Origin of the sequence: Streptomyces sp. NPDC058284, from assembly GCF_042881135.1 — a bacterium.
Classification (GTDB): domain Bacteria; phylum Actinomycetota; class Actinomycetes; order Streptomycetales; family Streptomycetaceae; genus Streptomyces.
The window spans coordinates 328,285-344,213 of the sequence record NZ_JBHVYE010000004.1; the positions used below are offsets into that span (position 1 = coordinate 328,285).

The 15,929-nt window shown below is 70.1% G+C and carries 13 protein-coding genes; 4 read left to right on the forward strand and 9 right to left on the reverse strand.

Annotated features, from left to right (window positions below; all coding sequences use genetic code 11):
- Positions 1–17 precede the first annotated feature (17 nt).
- The 4 genes from ACFVYR_RS09160 to ACFVYR_RS09175 form a co-directional block, all read right to left on the reverse strand.
- Positions 18–290, reverse strand: a complete 273-nt coding sequence (locus ACFVYR_RS09160) for a plasmid mobilization protein (RefSeq protein ID WP_384252669.1) — start codon at positions 288–290, stop codon at positions 18–20.
- 255 nt (positions 291–545) lie between these two features.
- Entirely contained in the window at positions 546–1,301 is a 756-nt protein-coding gene (locus ACFVYR_RS09165) for a sulfite exporter TauE/SafE family protein (protein ID WP_384252666.1), read from the reverse strand.
- A 167-nt stretch (positions 1,302–1,468) separates the two neighbouring features.
- Positions 1,469–2,713: an RNA polymerase sigma factor gene (locus ACFVYR_RS09170; RefSeq protein WP_384252664.1), complete on the reverse strand. Its 1,245-nt coding sequence runs from the start codon at positions 2,711–2,713 to the stop codon at positions 1,469–1,471.
- Positions 2,707–3,123 (reverse strand): YciI family protein, encoded by a 417-nt coding sequence (locus ACFVYR_RS09175; RefSeq protein WP_384252662.1) that lies wholly within the window; start codon positions 3,121–3,123, stop codon positions 2,707–2,709. The genes ACFVYR_RS09170 and ACFVYR_RS09175 overlap by 7 nt, the downstream gene beginning before the upstream one ends.
- Positions 3,124–3,428: 305 nt before the next feature.
- Here ACFVYR_RS09175 and ACFVYR_RS09180 point away from each other — a divergent pair, with 305 nt between their 5' ends.
- Positions 3,429–5,510, forward strand: a complete 2,082-nt coding sequence (locus tag ACFVYR_RS09180) for a pectinesterase family protein (RefSeq protein ID WP_384252660.1) — start codon at positions 3,429–3,431, stop codon at positions 5,508–5,510.
- Positions 5,511–5,551: 41 nt separating this feature from the next.
- On the opposite strand, the gene ACFVYR_RS09185 is transcribed toward ACFVYR_RS09180, so the two are convergent.
- From ACFVYR_RS09185 to lpdA, 3 genes are all read right to left on the reverse strand, one after another.
- A complete protein-coding gene (locus tag ACFVYR_RS09185) occupies positions 5,552–7,081 on the reverse strand; it encodes an MFS transporter (RefSeq protein ID WP_384252657.1) in 1,530 nt (509 codons plus the stop codon).
- Between the two features lie 325 nt (positions 7,082–7,406).
- Entirely contained in the window at positions 7,407–9,557 is a 2,151-nt protein-coding gene (locus tag ACFVYR_RS09190; protein WP_384252654.1) for an MMPL family transporter, read from the reverse strand.
- A 132-nt stretch (positions 9,558–9,689) separates the two neighbouring features.
- Positions 9,690–11,093 carry a dihydrolipoyl dehydrogenase gene (lpdA, locus tag ACFVYR_RS09195; RefSeq protein ID WP_384252651.1) on the reverse strand — a complete coding sequence of 468 codons (1,404 nt, stop codon included), beginning with the start codon at positions 11,091–11,093 and terminating at the stop codon, positions 9,690–9,692.
- Between the two features lie 274 nt (positions 11,094–11,367).
- On the opposite strand from lpdA, the gene ACFVYR_RS09200 reads away from it, so the two are divergent.
- From ACFVYR_RS09200 to ACFVYR_RS09210, 3 genes are all read left to right on the forward strand, one after another.
- Positions 11,368–12,237: an SAM-dependent methyltransferase gene (locus tag ACFVYR_RS09200; RefSeq protein WP_384252648.1), complete on the forward strand. Its 870-nt coding sequence runs from the start codon at positions 11,368–11,370 to the stop codon at positions 12,235–12,237.
- Between the two features lie 285 nt (positions 12,238–12,522).
- A complete protein-coding gene (locus ACFVYR_RS09205; protein WP_384253007.1) occupies positions 12,523–13,398 on the forward strand; it encodes a TauD/TfdA dioxygenase family protein in 876 nt (291 codons plus the stop codon).
- A gap of 33 nt (positions 13,399–13,431) precedes the next feature.
- Positions 13,432–13,854 carry a hypothetical protein gene (locus ACFVYR_RS09210; protein WP_384252645.1) on the forward strand — a complete coding sequence of 141 codons (423 nt, stop codon included), beginning with the start codon at positions 13,432–13,434 and terminating at the stop codon, positions 13,852–13,854.
- A 133-nt stretch (positions 13,855–13,987) separates the two neighbouring features.
- On the opposite strand, the gene ACFVYR_RS09215 is transcribed toward ACFVYR_RS09210, so the two are convergent.
- Both ACFVYR_RS09215 and ACFVYR_RS09220 read right to left on the reverse strand, forming a co-directional pair.
- Positions 13,988–14,428, reverse strand: coding sequence for a subtilase-type protease inhibitor (locus tag ACFVYR_RS09215; protein WP_384252643.1), 441 nt, complete (start codon positions 14,426–14,428; stop codon positions 13,988–13,990).
- 291 nt (positions 14,429–14,719) lie between these two features.
- Positions 14,720–15,901 (reverse strand): diaminopropionate ammonia-lyase, encoded by a 1,182-nt coding sequence (locus ACFVYR_RS09220; RefSeq protein WP_384253004.1) that lies wholly within the window; start codon positions 15,899–15,901, stop codon positions 14,720–14,722.
- Between the last annotated feature and the right edge of the window lie 28 nt (positions 15,902–15,929).

The window sequence follows — 15,929 nt, forward strand, 5'->3', positions numbered from 1 at the left end:
GTCCCTGGGGGCGCCTGTCACCCATCGGGCTCCGACGACGCGGCGAGCGTGTCGAGGAACCGCTGGAGCGCGGGCGTCCCGTCCGGATTGAGGCCGCGCTTGACCGGCGGTACGGCGGCTCCGCGCCGGCTGTCGGACGCCTGGCACGGACCGGGCTGCTCCTCGGCCCTGAGGGTCACGGCACGTCGGACGAACTCGGCTACCGGCATCCCGAGATGATCCGCGTGGCGCAGAATCGCGGCGTACTCGTCGGGCGTGAACAAGACCTGCACAGGCTTGGCACCGTCCATGGACGCATGATGCCGGTCGGGCGTGTGTGGCGCGCTGTGGTTGGCATATTCACCCTCGAAGGCGTGAATGCCGGGGCAGGGCGTCGGCCGGGGATTGGAATGCGACCCCGACCGGACGGGGGAATCTCGGTCGGGGTCACATCATGTTCAACGATAAACCATGCGGTTGGGTTTCCGGGACGCGGGCTCCTGAGTGTGAGCTGCGTTACGCCTGTGCGTCCTCGTTGCGATCCCTGTCCCTGCCGGTCAGTGCCCCTATCGCAAGATCATGATCAGCGAAGCCGTGACCCCCACCACGACGATGAAGGCGCGCATCGCCACCGGAGGCAGCTTCCGGCCGAAGCGCGCGCCGATCAGGCCGCCCGCCGTCGAGCCGAGGGCGATCAGCCCGGCGGCCGTCCAGTCGACGTCGGCCACCACGATGAAGAGGACGGCCGCGACGCCGTTGACGAGCGAGGCGAGAACGTTCTTCGCGGCGTTGAGGCGCTGCAGGTCGTCCAGGAGGAAGGCCCCGAACAGGCCCATGAGCAGCACCCCTTGGGCCGCTCCGAAATATCCTCCGTAGACGCCGGTGACGAGGACTCCGCACCACATCGGGATGCCGCCGTCGTTCTTTCCGCCGCCCTCGCGGTCCTTCAGCCTGCGGGCCAGCCGGGGTTGCAGCAGGACCAGGAGGCATGCGGTCAGGATGAGGACGGGGACCACCGCCTGGAAGGCGTCGGCGGGCAGCTCCAGAAGGAGCAGGGCGCCGGTCAGCCCGCCGATCAGGGAGGCCGTGCCGAACCGCACCAGGCGCCTGAACTGCCCCTTCATCTCCCTGCGATAGCCGTACGCGGCGCTCAGCGTGCCCGGTACCAGGCCGATGTTGTTGGACACGTTGGCGAGCACGGGTGGGAAGCCGAAGGCCAGCAGGGTGGGGAAGGTGATGAGGGTGCCCGACCCGACTACCGCGTTGAGCCCGCCGGCCGCGACACCGGCGGCCCCGACAGCCACCATCTCCAGCGCTTCCACACGTCACCTTTCCTGCCGTGTCAAGGAGTCCGCGCACCGGGGCCGGATGTCCGGCTCCAGGGTCGAAGGCCCTCCGCCGGGCCGTCACCCGGATGGAAGCGATCTTGGTGCACGGTGAAAACCCAAGTCAATCCTCGGGTTTTCTTGCATCCCTCCAAGGTATGGCTTCAAGCCTCTCGGGGTGCCAGACGGGCGGCGCGCCTCCGCAGGTAGTGGGCCTCGGGGCGGCTGAGAGTGCCCTGCGCCGCGGACCGGTACGCGGCGCAGGCACCTTCGACGTCGCCCGCCTTCTCCAGGAGATGCGCGCGTACGGCTTCCAGCCGGTAATGGCCCGCCAGCCTGCCCTCCAGGGCGCCCAATGCATCGAGACCGGCCTGCGGCCCGTGCACCATCGCACAGGCCACGGCGCGTCCGAGCGCCGCCATGGGTTCGGGAGTGCGGCGCACGAGATGGTCGTACAGGGCGAGGATCTGGGGCCAGTCGGTGGCCTCCGCGCTCGGGGCCTCGTCGTGCAGGGCGGCGATCGCGGCCTGCAACTGGTAGACGGCCGGCGGGCCTTGGAGCAGTGCCTCCTCGACCAGTGCCGTTCCCTCGGTGATCGCCCGCCGGTCCCAGCGGCTCCTGTCCTGCTCGTCGAGCGGGATCAGCTCGCCGTGCGGCCCGGTCCGTGCGGCGGTGCGCGCCTCGGTGAGCAGCATCAGCGCCAACAGGCCCGTCACCGTGCCCTCGTGGGAGAGCAGACGGCGCACGGAGCGCGTCAGGCGGATCGCCTCCCTGGCGAGGTCCGCGCGGTGCAGCGCGTCACCGGATGTCGCCGTGTACCCCTCGTTGAAGATCAGATAGAGCACCTGGAGGACGACCGCGAGTCGCGCGTCGCGGTCCTCGGGGCCCGGCTGCCGGAACGGCATGCCTCTGATCTTCCCCTTGGCCCTGCTGATCCGCTGGGCCATGGTCGCCTCGGGCACCAGATGCGCCCGGGCGATCTCCGCCGTGGTGAGTCCTCCGACGGCGCGCAGCGTCAGGGCGACCTGCGCGGCCGGGGTCAGCTCCGGGTGGCAGCAGAGGAACAGCAGCGTGAGGGTGTCGTCGTCCGCCGGGGCGCGGCTCTCGCCCGGCGGGGGAGCGGTGAGCGCGTCCCGGGGGGTGAGCAGCGCAGCGTCCTCCTCGCGCCGCCGCCGCGCCTCGTCGGCGCGCAGCTGGTCCGTCAGGCGGCGCGAGGCCACCTTGATCAGCCAGCCGCGCGGGTTGTCGGGCAGGCCCTGTCCGGGCCACTGCCGGGCCGCGGCGAGCAACGCTTCCTGTACGGCGTCCTCGGCGGCGCCGAAGTGCCCGTACCGGCGTACGAGCGCGCCGAGGACCTGCGGCGCGTGCTGTCGCAGCAGGTCCTCGACCTCGGTCGTACGTCTCAACACTCGCCGCCCGAGGCGTCCTGGACCGGCCGGATCACGACGGGCGGTTCGACGTGGCCCTCGGGTCCGGGGCAGCTGATGACGCGCCGGGCGATCTCGGTGACCCGCTCCAGGCTCTGGCACTCCAGGAGCCAGTACCCGGCCAGGACCTCCTTCGTCTCGCCGTAGGGACCGTCCGTGATCACGGGGCGGCCGTCCTTGTCCTGGCTGACGAGGCGGGTCCGCGCGGGCTCGGTGAGTCCCTGCGCGTCGATGAGTTCGCCGGACTCGGCGAGGTCGTTGTTGATCTCGCCCATGTAGGCGAACATCGCCTGCAAGTCCTTCTCGCTCCAGACCGGTCTGTCCGTGGAGGGCTTGCCCGCCATCGCCTCGTAGTCGGCCTGCGATCCCTGGACCATCACCAGATACTTCATGACTTCGCTCCTCAGCTGCGCCGTCGCCCCTGGTGGGCGGCTTTCACAGGGGACGTCGGAGCGGACGGCGCGTTCTCGACAGCCTCGGGAAGGAATTTCCGGGTCGGGGTGGCGGAAGGGGCTGACGCGCAAATCCTATCGACGGACGGCGGAGCGTTCCTGGCGCGAAGGGACGCGAAGGGATTCACCGGCGCGGTTCGCGCGGGGCGGCAACCTTTCGGGGCTCGACGGCGACTGATCAGCGGCCAGTGCCTCCGTACGGAGGCGGGTCCCCCCCACGTACGCCCAGAGACAGGAAGCGACACATGACTGAGCTGCACGGCACGGCGCGACACCGCAAACGGCGGATTCCCCCGCTGGTCGGCGTCCCGGTGGCGCTCGCCGTCGCGGGCACATTGGCCTACGGCACGGCCTTCGGTGTGGCCCTCGGTGCGGCCGGGCAGGACGCCCCGGCGCCTCGCCGGGCCGCCGCCGCGACCGCATCCGGGCCGGCCGGGGCCGACGACGTCGCCGACGGTTTCGCGTCGGTCGACGCGCTGGGCCAGCGGGGGACGTACGGCGGACGGGACGGCAGGACCGTCACCGTGCGGACCCTCGCCGGTCTGGAGAAGTACGCGACCGCCCCCGAGCCGTACGTCATCGTCGTGGCGGCCACGATCGCCATGGAGCCCAAGGGCAGGGAGATCAAGGTCGCCTCGGACAAGACGATCGTCGGGGCGGGCACCTCGGGGCAGATCGTCGGCGGCGGGTTCTTCCTCGGTCGGGGCGTCCACAACGTGATCATCCGGAACCTCACGATCCGGGACTCGTATCACGGCGTCTGGAACGACAAGGAGCACGACTGGGACGCCGTCCAGATGGACGGCGCGCACCATGTCTGGATCGACCACAACGACCTGCGGCACATGGCGGACGGCCTGATCGACAGCCGCAAGGACACCACCTGCGTGACGGTGTCCTGGAACAGGCTCAGCGACAACAACAAGACCTTCGGCATCGGCTGGACCGAGAACACCACCGCGGACCTCACGATCCACCACAACTGGTTCCGCGAGACCGAGCAGCGCAATCCCTCCACGGACAACGTCGCCCACGCCCACCTCTACAACAACTACCTGCAGGACGACCCGGGCACGGACATCACCTCGTCGTACGGCGACTACGCGCGCGGCAGGACGAAGATGGTCCTGGAGAACAGCTACTTCGACGGCGTCCACAACCCCGTCATCAAGGACACCACCGCCGCCCTCGTCCAGCGCGGCAACGTCTTCTCCGGCACGAGCGGACGCAACGAGAGCGGCGGTACGGCGTTCGATCCGAAGGCGTACTACGACTACACCCTCGACAAGGCGGCCGACGTCCCCGCACTCCTCAAGTCCGGCGCCGGGCCGCGGAGTTCGCTCGGCGCGACGGCCGGGCCCCGGACCCGCGCCGCCCTCACCGTCGCCAAGGACGGCAGTGGCCGGTTCACGAGCGTGCAGAAGGCGATCGACGCCGTTCCCGCGGGCAACAGTTCCCGCGTGGTGATCCAGGTCGCGCCCGGCACGTACCGCGAGACGGTCAGGGTCCCGTCGGACAAGCCCCACGTCACGGTCGAAGGGGCGGGCGGCAGCCGCAAGGACACCGTCGTCGTCTTCGGGAACGCCGCAGGAACGCGGAAGCCGGACGGCTCGGGAAAGTACGGCACCAGCGGCAGCGCGACCTTCGCCGTGGAGGCGGATGACTTCCGGGCCCGCAATCTCACCGTTTCCAACGACTTCGACGAGGCGAGGAACCAGCACCTGGACGGAGTGCAGGCGGTGGCGCTGCGCACGGCTGCCGACCGGGTCCGCCTCGACTCGGTCATCGTCAGCGGCGACCAGGACACGCTGCTCCTCGACACCGCGGCCAAGGACAGGCCTGGCCGCGTCCGCATGACGGACTCCTACGTAGTCGGCAACACCGACTTCGTCTTCGGCCGCGCCACAGCGGTGATCGACAGGTCCGTCCTCTCGCTGAAGAAGCGCTGGGACGGCAGCTCCGCCGGATACGTCACCGCGCCCAGCACGGCCGCCGGACGCAAGGGATTCCTGATCACCCGGTCGACCATCGACGGCGGCGTGGCCGCGCGGAGCTTCTTCCTCGGCCGGCCGTGGCACGCGGGCGGCGACGCGGCGCTCGATCCGCAGACCACCATCCGCGACAGCAGGCTCGGCGCTGCCGTCAAGGCGGCGCCCTGGACGGACATGGGCGGCTTCTCGTGGAAGGACGACCGTTTCGCCGAGTACCGGAACAGCGGTCCGGGTGCGGGCGGTCCCAGCGGTGACCGCCCGCACCTGACGGACGCGCAGGCCGCGGCGCAGGAGGCCGCGGACTGGCTCGGCGACTGGACACCCTCAGCCGGCTGACGGAGACGCAACTCGTCAACCGGCTGGTCGCGGGCGGGAGGTCACCCCATGTGGACGGGTGCCGTGCCTTCGGTCATCTCCTGCTTTCCGGCGGTGATGGCCAGGCCGGTGACGAGCAGGCCGGCCAGGAACATGATGCCCGCGCCGACGAAGGCCAGGGTGTAGCCGTGCGTCAGCGCATCGGCCGCCCTGGCCACCAGGCCGTGGTCGTCGGTGGCGAGGCCCCGGTAGAAGGAGGCGGCCGCGTCGGGGAGCCGGTCGTTGGCCGCCGAGGTGGAGACGGTGGCCAGTACGGCGAGGCCCAGGGCGCCGCCGATCTGCTGGGCGGTGTTCAGGAGCGCGGAGGCTATGCCGGTCTCCTGGTGGTCGACCCCGCTGACCGCGCCCAGCGTCATCGGCACGAAGCCCATGCCCAGGCCGAGCGCGGTGACGAACATCGCGGGCATCAGATGTCCGGCGTACGACGAGTCGGGGGTGAGCGTGGCGAACCAGAACATGCCCGCGGCGGCCACCAGCAGACCGGGTCCCGCGATCGCCCGGGGAGCGAGGCGGGTGACCAGCTTGGCGCTGAGGGCGGCCGCGACACCCATGCCGAGGCTGAACGGCAGGTTGGCGAAGCCGGTCTTGACCGCGCTGTAGCCGAGGATCAGCTGCATGTAGAGGGTGAGGAAGTAGAAGGTGGCCATCATGCCGGCGCCGATGAACAGCATCGTGGCGTAGGAACCCGAGCGGTTGCGGTCCTTGAAGAGTCGCAGCGGCATCATCGGGTCCGCCGCGCGGCTCTGGATGACCAGGAAGGCGCTGAGCAGGACGGCTGCGACGGCGAAGCAGGTCAGGGTCAGGCCGTTGGTCCAGCCGTGTTCGCCGCCGCGCGTGATGCCGTAGACGAGGGCGATCAGGCCGCCCGTGCCGGTGACGGTGCCCGGAAGGTCGAGGCGGCCCCGGTGCCGCTCGGCCTCGACGAGCGTCCTGGTCCCGGCGAGCACGGCGAGGCCGATGGGGATGTTCACGAAGAACACCCACCGCCAGTCGAGGGCGTCGGTGAGGACGCCGCCGAGCAGCAGGCCGACGGTGGCGCCGATCCCGGCCATCGCGGCGTAGACACCCATGGCCTTGTTGCGCGGTTTGCCCTCGGGGAACGTCGTGGCGATCAGCGACAGGGCGCTGGGGGCCGCGATCGCAGCGCCGACGCCCTGGAGGATGCGCGCGCCGATGAGCAGGCCCTCGTTCGGGGCGAGCCCGCCGAGCAGCGATGCCAGGGTGAACACGGCGATGCCCACCTGGAACATCCGGCGCCGTCCGAAGAGGTCCCCGGCCCGCCCGCCGACCAGCAGCAGCCCGCCGAAGGCCAGCGCGTAGGAGTTGACGATCCAGGCCAGATTGGCGTCGGACACGTCCAGCGCGGTCTGGATGCTGGGCAGCGCGATGTTGGTGATCGTGCCGTCGAGCACCACCATCAGCTGGGCGGCGGCGATCACGAAGAGGGCCAGACCGAGGTGACGGCCGCCGGGCGGGGCGCCGGACGTGTCCGCCGGCGCGGGGGAGATGACAGCGGGGCTGTCAGTAGACATGAAAGAGCTCCAGAACGAGGCGTGGACACATTTCGCCGGAACGGGAAACGGGTGTGGAAGGTCGGCTTCCATTCCGGTGTGAGAGGGCCATGGTGTACCGCTGCGGAAAGCAGGGGAAAGCGGATCAGCCCTGGACGACGAGAAAGCCTAACACCCAATAGTCGCTGGTAGAGGCCTCGGATAGGCGGCTTTCTTACCGCCCGTCAATGGACTTGACTTTTCCGTCCGCTTCCTAGGCTATCGACTTCCGGCGGTTTATCGATTTCACTTGCATTTTCGTTCTGGTTGTGAGCAATGGCGGCAGGAGGGGTGGAGGATTCTGTGCTCACACTCTTCGCGTGGAGGCAAATTGGCCTACGTCCCCGGCCCCGTTCCGCTTCCGCTGCTCGTCCCCGTGGCCGGGCCACCACGCGGCATGGCCGATGAGGGCCGTCAGCGCCGGCGTGAAGATCAGCGCCATGACGAACGCGGCGATGACGATGCCGAAGGAGAGCGAGAAACCCATCTGGGAGAGCGTGGAGTTGCCCGCGAGCATCAGCGTCGCGAACGTACCCGCGAGGATCACGCCCGCGGAACCGATCGTCGGCCCCGAGTGGCGTACCGCCGTGCCCGCCGCGTCGTGCGGATTGCGGCCCTCGCGGGCCTCCTCGCGCAGCCTCGACACCATGAGGATGTTGTAGTCGGTGCCGAGCGCCACCACGAACAAGTACATGATCACCGGCAGCATGAACATCAGGCCGGGCTGGTCGCCGATCCGCTGGAAGAGCAACGAGGTCGCGCCGAGGGTCGCGCCGAAGCCGAGCGCGACCGACAGCATCAGGTACCAAGGCGCCACCAGGCCGCGCAGCAGCAGGCCGAGGATCACCATGATGGCCAGCGCCGCCACCGGGAAGACGACCGAATAGTCGCGGTCCACCGCCTTGTTGATGTCGACGTAGACCGCCGTGGTGCCGCCGACGAGTCCCCGCGTCCCGGCCGGCGCGTCCTGGTGGGCGGCGGGCCGCAGCCGGTCCTTGACGGTCGAGAGCGCCTTGTCGGAGGCGGGTGGGTCGGCGAGGATCACGGAGTACGAGGCCGTCGTACGGTCAGGGCTGAGGCGCGGGGGCGCGACCTCACCCACCCCGCCGACGCCGGAGAGCCGCTCGCGGAAGGCGGCGGCCGCGGACTGGCTGACGGGGCGGTCGGTCGTGGACGTCAGATAGACGGAGGTCGGGTCCGTGGTGCCCGCGGGAAAGCCCTTCTGGAGGTCGTCCAGCGCGGCCATCGACTCCTTGTCCTTCGGCAGCGAGGATCCCGCCAGGTCGAAGTTGGCCTGGTAGCCGAGGGCGCCGAGCGTGAGCGCGCCCATGAAGAGCGCGGAGACCAGCGCCCAGACGGCGGGCTTGCGGGCGATGGACGTCCCGAGTCTGGCGAACCCCGTGCCGTGTGGCTCCTGTTGCCAGGACTTGGACGGCCAGAACACCTTCGTGCCGAGGAGCGAGACCACCGCGGGGACGAGGGTGAGGCCGGCGAGCAGTGTCACGAACACGGCGATGGCCAGGGCCGGGCCCATCGACCGCAGCATGCCGAGCGAGGACAGCGTCAGCGCGGCGAAGGCGACGATGACGGCGCCCGCGGCCGACGTGATGGCCTCGCCGACCCGCTCGACGGCGTACACCATGCCGTGCTTGGGATCCTCGCCCGCGCGCAGCGCCTCCCGGTAGCGGAAGAGCAGGAACAGGATGTAGTCAGTGCCGACGCCGAACAGGACGACGGTCAGGAGCTGCTGGATGGAGGAGTCCGCCTTCATGTCGAAGGCCTTGTTGGCGGAGGCGATCAGGCCGGTCGCCATCGGCGAGATCAGACCGATGAGGACCACGGGCAGCAGCGCGATGATGGGGCTGCGGAAGATGACGAGCAGCAGCACGATGATGATGACGATCGTGCCGGCGCCGACGAGCAGGCCCGCCCGCTCGGACGCGTCGCTCTGGTCTAGCGCCTGCGCCGCGGAGCCGGTGATTCCGGCCGACAGGTCCGTGCCCCTCAACTCCGGCTTCAGACCGGCCCGCAGCTCTTTCACCGCGTCCTGCTGCGCGGTGTCCTCGGGGTCGGTGAGCTTCGGCATCGCGACGGCCGAGGTCTGCACGAGCCCGTTGGGCGAGACCCCGCTCACCACGATGGCCTGCACCTGGGGAATCTTCCGGTCCTGCAGATCCTTGGAGACGCGTCTGACGTCGGCGGAGTCGGCGGCCGTCAGCTTCCCGCCGTCGGAGCGCTGGAAGACGATGATCGCGCCGATGTTCCGCTGCCGGGGGAAGTCCCTCTCCTGCACATCGGCGGCGCGAATGGACTCGTAGTGGTGGGGGAGGAAACTCGCCTCGTCGCTGCTGGAGGTGAGCTTCGGCGCCAGTGAGATCACCGCGCCGGCCGCGACCACCCACGCCAGAATGATCCACCAAGGGCGGCGCACCACGAATCGGCCCAGTGCAGAGAACATCGGCTACTGCCTCTCCTCGCCCCCGAGGCACATCAGTCGTGTTCCGCCCAGCATCGGCCGGACCGGGCGGCCCCGCCACTCGAACCACCGGATTCCGGTCGTTCGCGTTCCGGCGGGGCGCCCGGCGCCGCCTCAGAAGTTGATCATGTGTCCGGCCAGGCCGTGCACCGCTTCCTTGACGGCCTCGCCCAGGGTCGGGTGCGCGTGGACGTTGCGCGCCACCTCGTGGACGGTGAGGTCCCACTGCTGGGCCAGGGTGAGCTCGGGCAGCAGCTCGGTCACGTCGGGGCCGATCAGGTGGGCACCGATGATCTCGCCGTGCGTGTCATCGCTGATGATCTTCACGAAGCCGACGGTGTCGCCGAGGCCGTGTGCCTTGCCGTTCGCCTGGAACGGGAACTTCGCGACCTTGACGTCGAAGCCCTTCTCCTTGGCCTGCGCCTCCGTCCAGCCGAAGCTGGCGATCTGCGGCTGCGAGTACGTCGCGCGCGGGATCATCGGGTAGTCGAGTTCCATCGTCTCGGCGTCCGCGAGCGTCTCCGCGGCGACGACACCCATGGCCTCGGCGGTGTGCGCCAGCATCAGCTTCGCGGTGACGTCGCCGATGGCGTAGATGTGCGGGACGTTCGTACGGCAACGGCCGTCGACGTCGATCGCGCCGCGCTCGGTGAGCGCCACGCCCGTCGCCTCGAGACCGAAGCCGGTGACGTTCGGCGCGAAACCGATCGCCTGGAGGACCTTGTCGGCCTCCAGGACCTGCTCCTTGCCGTCCTTGCCCGTGACCGTCACCCGGACCTGCTCGCCGGACTCGTCGATCGACTCGACGCGGGTCGAGGTCATGACGTCGATGCCGAGCTTGCGGTACTGCTTGGCCAGCTCCTTGGAGACGTCCGCGTCCTCCAGCGGCGCGACACGGTCCAGGAACTCGACGATGGTGACCTTCACGCCGTAGTTGTGCAGGACGTACGCGAACTCGATGCCGATGGCGCCGGCGCCCGCGATCACGATGGAGCGCGGCAGCGTGTCGGCGAGGATCTGCTCCTCGTACGTCACGACCCGCTCGCTGCGGCTCGTGCCGGGCAGCAGACGCGGCGTGGCACCAGTGGCGATGATGCAGTTGTCGAAGCCGATCGTGGCGGTCGTGCCGTCGGACTTGGCGACCCGCAGCGTGTTCGCGTCGAGGAAGGTGCCCCGGCCGTCGAACTCCGTGATGCCGTTCTTCTTCATCAGGAAGTGGACGCCCTTGACCCGGCCGTCCGCGACCGTGCGGCTGCGGTTGAACGCCTCGCCGTAGTCGAAGGACACCTGCCCGTCGACCTTGATGCCGTACGTCTTCTGCTCGTGCGTGAAGAGGTGGGCGAGCTCGGCGTTGCGCAGCAGCGCCTTCGTCGGGATGCAGCCGACGTTGAGGCAGACACCGCCCCAGTACTTCTCCTCGACGACTGCCACCCGCTTGCCCAGCTGGGCGGCGCGGATGGCGGCAACGTAGCCGCCGGGTCCTGCTCCGAGCACGACGACGTCGAAGCGGTCTTCCATGGGGAGGTCCTCTCTGGGTGGTACGGGTCCGGTGGTGCGGATGGCTCTCGCCACGATCATCCGTCATCCGGAGCGCCCGGGGGGCGGCGGGTGGGACACGCCACAGCGCGTACCGCTGCCCAGGACGCACACGGGGACCGCGGCAACCGCCAACCGTCTTTCCCCGCAAGTGTGTTGGAGATTCGCCAGTAGGTTCACCCGAACGTGGATCACCGGATAGTGTCGCCGCAGGAACACGTTCCGTACATGTCGTGGGAGAGGTGGAGAACGCGCCGTGGAGAGTGAGAACCAGCCCGAGACGATGTCGATTCCCTATGACGTGCCGACCTCGGCGCGCGGTTACGGCTGGATGCTGGGCGGCAAGGACAACTACGAGGTGGACCGGAAGTTCATCCTCTCCACCGTGCCCTCGTTCCCCGAGGTCGTCGACATCGCCCGACAGAACCGCGAATTCCTCTTCCGCGTGGTGCGCTATCTGACGCGCGAGGCGGGCATCCGCCAGTTCATCGACATGGGCTGCGGACTGCCCACGGACGACAACGTCCACCAGGTCGCCCAGCGCTTCGCCCCCGACGCCCGCGTCGTCTATGTCGACAGCGATCCGATCGTTCTCGCGCACGGCCGCGCCCTGCTCGCCGACGACTCGTCCACGACGGTCATCATGGGTGACATGCGCGACCAGGAGGCGATCCTGGAACACCCCGACGTGGCGCGCCTCATCGACTTCGACGAGCCGGTCGCCGTGCTCTTCCTCTCCGTGGGGCACCACCTCACCGACGCCGACGACCCGGCCCGCATCCTGCGGACGATCATCGACCGCGCGGCGCCCGGCAGCCATCTGAGCTTCTCGCAGGTCGTCGCCGACGACCCGGAGCGCGGAGCGGCGATGACCGCGCACATCGCAGGCGGCGGCGTGCCCTGGCAGACCCGCACGCCCGCCGAGGTTGACGTACTGCTCGAAGGACTCGAACCGGTGGAGCCCGGCGTGGTCAACCTCGTCGACTGGCGCCCCGACCCCGACCAGCCGCCGCTCGCCCCGGTCCACCCCGACCTGGCCCCGTTCCTCGGCACGACCGAGTCCAGCAAGGGGATATACGAGTACGGAGGAGTGTTGCGCAAGCCCCGGCAGGAGCGACAGGCCTGAACCGGTGGCCGCCGGTCGCCACGGGCGCCGTCAGCGGACGGTTGACCCGCAGCGGCCGGCGCCCCACAATGACGACCATGATCCAGCACCTGACCGCCGCGGTACGGACGTTCAACGTCCCGTGGCGGCGCGGGTGCGAGCGATCGGGCCGCTAGCTGTACGGAGTCCCCGCTCCGCACGGCCGTCCGCCCGTTTCCGCCCTGTGAAGGATCACATCCCATGACTGCCGCACCGCAGACTCCGTTGCCCGCAGCTCTGCGCGAAGCCCGCGTCCCCGCCGACGGCATGTACGAGGGCCGCCGTACGCTGCGCCGCCTGCCCGACGACTGGCAGGAGCGCCCCTACGAACTCCTCGACGTCGTGCCGCAGGGCCGCGTCATCGGCGCCGAGATCCGTGGCGTCGACCTCGCGCGCCCCCTGACGCCCGCCCTGCGCGAGGAGCTGAACCGCGCCCTCCTCGAGTGGAAGGTCCTCTTCTTCCGCGGCGCCCGCATCACCTCCGAGCAGCAGCGCGCCTTCGCCCTCAACTGGGGCGACCTGGAGACCAACCCCCTGCTCGCCCGCGGCTCCGCCGACGACGTCGTCCGTTTCGACAAGGGCGGCAGCGCCACGCCCACCTACGAGAACGTCTGGCACGCGGACGTCACCTTCCGTGAACGCCCCGCGCTGGGTGCGGTGTTGCAGCTGCACGAGGTGCCGCCGTTCGGCGGGGACACGATGTGGGCGGACATGGCGGTCGCGTACGACAACCTTCCCGACCCCGTCAAGGCACGCATCGACGGCGCGTACGCCGTGCACGACTTCATCCCCGGCTTCGCCCGCTTCTACGGTCCCGACAAGCTCGCCCCGCTCCAGGACCGCTTCCCCCCGGTCACTCACCCCGTGGTGCGCACGCACCCGGAGACCGGGCGGCGGATGCTCTTCGTCAACACCTCCTTCACCACGCACATCGTGGGCATGGACCGCGAGGAGAGCGACCGCCTGCTCGGCTACCTGGTGCGCCAGGCCCATGTGCCGGAGTACCAGGTGCGCTTCCACTGGCAGCGGGGCGACGTCGCCTTCTGGGACAACCGCGCCACCCAGCACTACGCCGTCGACGACTACGCCCCGCACTGCCGCGTCGCGGAGCGCGTCGCCATCGCGGGCGACCGGCCGTACTGAGGATTGTCAGTGGTGGATGCGAGGGTGGTCGGCATGACACCACTGCGACTCACCGACATCGAGGCGGCCCTGCGCGGCAGTTGGGGCGCGGACACGGCCGACCCCGGCTCCGGCGAGAGCTGGCCCCCGGACAACCCCGAGAGGGACCAGTGCGGCGTCACCGCGCTCGTCCTGAACGACCTGCTGGGGGGCGAGCTGCTCCTGGGCGAGGTCCATGTCGACGGCGAGCGGACGGGGTACCACTGGTGGAACCGCCTGGCCTCGGGATGCGAGATCGACCTCACCCGCGGCCAGTTCCTGCCGGGGGAGACCGTCACGGACGGCGTCCCCGTCGTCCGGCCGCCGGAGATCCGCCGCTGCCGCCAGGAGTACGAGCTGCTGCGTGCCCGCGTCCTGAGCAGACTCGGCGAGCTGAACAGGGACAGCCGGATACCGGGCGCTCAGGCCACGTCGTAGCTGCGGGTGCGCGTGGGGGGGAACACTACGGCCCCCGGTGTCGCCCGACACCGGGGGCCGCCCCGCGTCCCGGCCGCCTTCCCCCACGAAAGGTCACCGGGACTCCCCTGAGTGTGGTTCAGGGTCTGGTCCCTCAGAAGGTCAGTGCGACACCCTCTCCGAGACCAGCCTTCATCTCACACCGGTTCGCGAAGGTCTTGGACCAGGCGACGTGCTTGCCGTTCCAGACGCCGGCTGCGGTCACCGTGACCGGCTGCCACTCCTTGGTACAGATGGCGTCGGACGAGGAGCCGACCAGCGCGGTGAACTGACCGTTGACCTGGTTCAGTTCGGCGCACGCGGCCGCCGCCGCGGGGTGGCTGCCCCCGGGGCGCGGCGCGCAGGTGAGTGTCACGGCGCGCTCCACCGTGGCGGAGCCGGCGTCCTCGCCCTGGCCGACCGTGAACACCAGGGCTGACGGCGCGTAGAGGCTCATGGTCTTCGGGGCCTCGGCCTGCGCGGTGCCTGCTGTCGCGGCGAGGACGCAGGTGGCCGCTGCCGCGGCTGCTCCTACGGCCTTGAGGGTGCGACGCATGGTGGACTCTCCTTCGATCGATTCGGTTGGTGATGACTGCGGTGAGGAGTCTTACCGGTGCGGAGAGTGAATGCCATGCGGATGGTCGATTTCCGGATGTGCCGGTCCGGTGAGCGGTGTTAGTACGCCCGTTCGGGCAGCTCAGGAGCGGTGGAGGTGGCCCCGTACCACCTGTCCAGCATATGGACTTCTGGCAGTGGTATAACCAAGAACTATCCACTGACCTGCGGAAACCGCAAATTGGTTCAGGCTTCGACGATCTGCATCGACTGGAAATCATCGCTGAATACGTCATTTTTGTACGTATTGGTGCCGCGTCCGGCCCTCCGGCTGCCGTGTGTCGGCGGTCGCGCCCTCGGTGCTGATCAGTACGAGAGCCGCCTCGGGGCCGACCCCGAGCGCGGTGCGGCGGCCATCACTGCCCCGGCCGGTGAGTGCGGCGCGCACCCCGGCCAGGGCGGCGGCGCCGCACGGACCGGACGAGACTCCCAGGGCCGCCAGGTCGCGCGCGGCCGACATGCTGCCGGCGTCCGTGACGGCGACCGCCGCGTCGAGGCCGTCGCGGAGCACGGGCCAGGCGAGGGTGGAGGGCGTGCCGCAGTTCAGCCCGGCCATGACCGTGACGTCGGTCGGCACGCTCGTGAGCCGTCCCGCGTGAAGACTCTCCAGTACGCACGCCGCTCCCACCGGCTCCACCGACAGCAGGGACGGAGAGGCTCCACCGGACCGGGGGCCCGCGGTCCGTCCGCCGCGGTAGTGCGTGACGGCCGCCTGGGCGAGCGACCCCACCCCCACCGGGACGGCGACCAGGCTGGGCGACTCCACGCCCGCGGCGCCCAGTTGGGCGTCCACCTCGGTGAACAGGGTCGCGTACCCCTCGACGACCAGCGCCGGGATCTCCTCGTAGCCGTCCCACGCCATGTCCTGGACGAGCACCGCGCCGGGCGTCACGGCCGCGTCCTTCGCCGCCCGCACCGCCGCGTCGTACGACCCGGACACCCGCGTGACCTCTGCGCCCTCGCCCTCGATGGCGGTCACCGCCTCCGGGTGCACGCCGTCCGGGACGAAGACGTGCGCCCGCAGACCGAGCCGCCCGGCCGTGCGGGCCACGGCCCGGCCGTGATTGCCGTCGGTGGCGGTGACCAGTCGCAGCGGCCGGTTGTCGACGGTCCCTGACGCGTCGTTCGCGTCGCGCGTCAGGATGTGGTGGATCGCCCAGGAGGCGCCCAGCGCCTTGAAGGCGGGCAGGCCGAGGCGCGTCGACTCGTCCTTGACGAAGACCCTCGCCACCGACAACTCCCGTGCGAGCGCGGGTAGTTCGCGCAGTGCGGTCGGTGCGTACCCGGGCAGTGAAAGGTGGAAGTCCCGGGCGCCCGGCGGAGGCGGGGCGCACGTCCACGCGCGGGAGGCAGGCCGCGCGTACCAGGGGAGGGGGGAGGGGGATCCGGCCACGGAGTCAGTCGCTGGTGTGATCACGAAAACCAGCGTGCGGTCGGCCGGC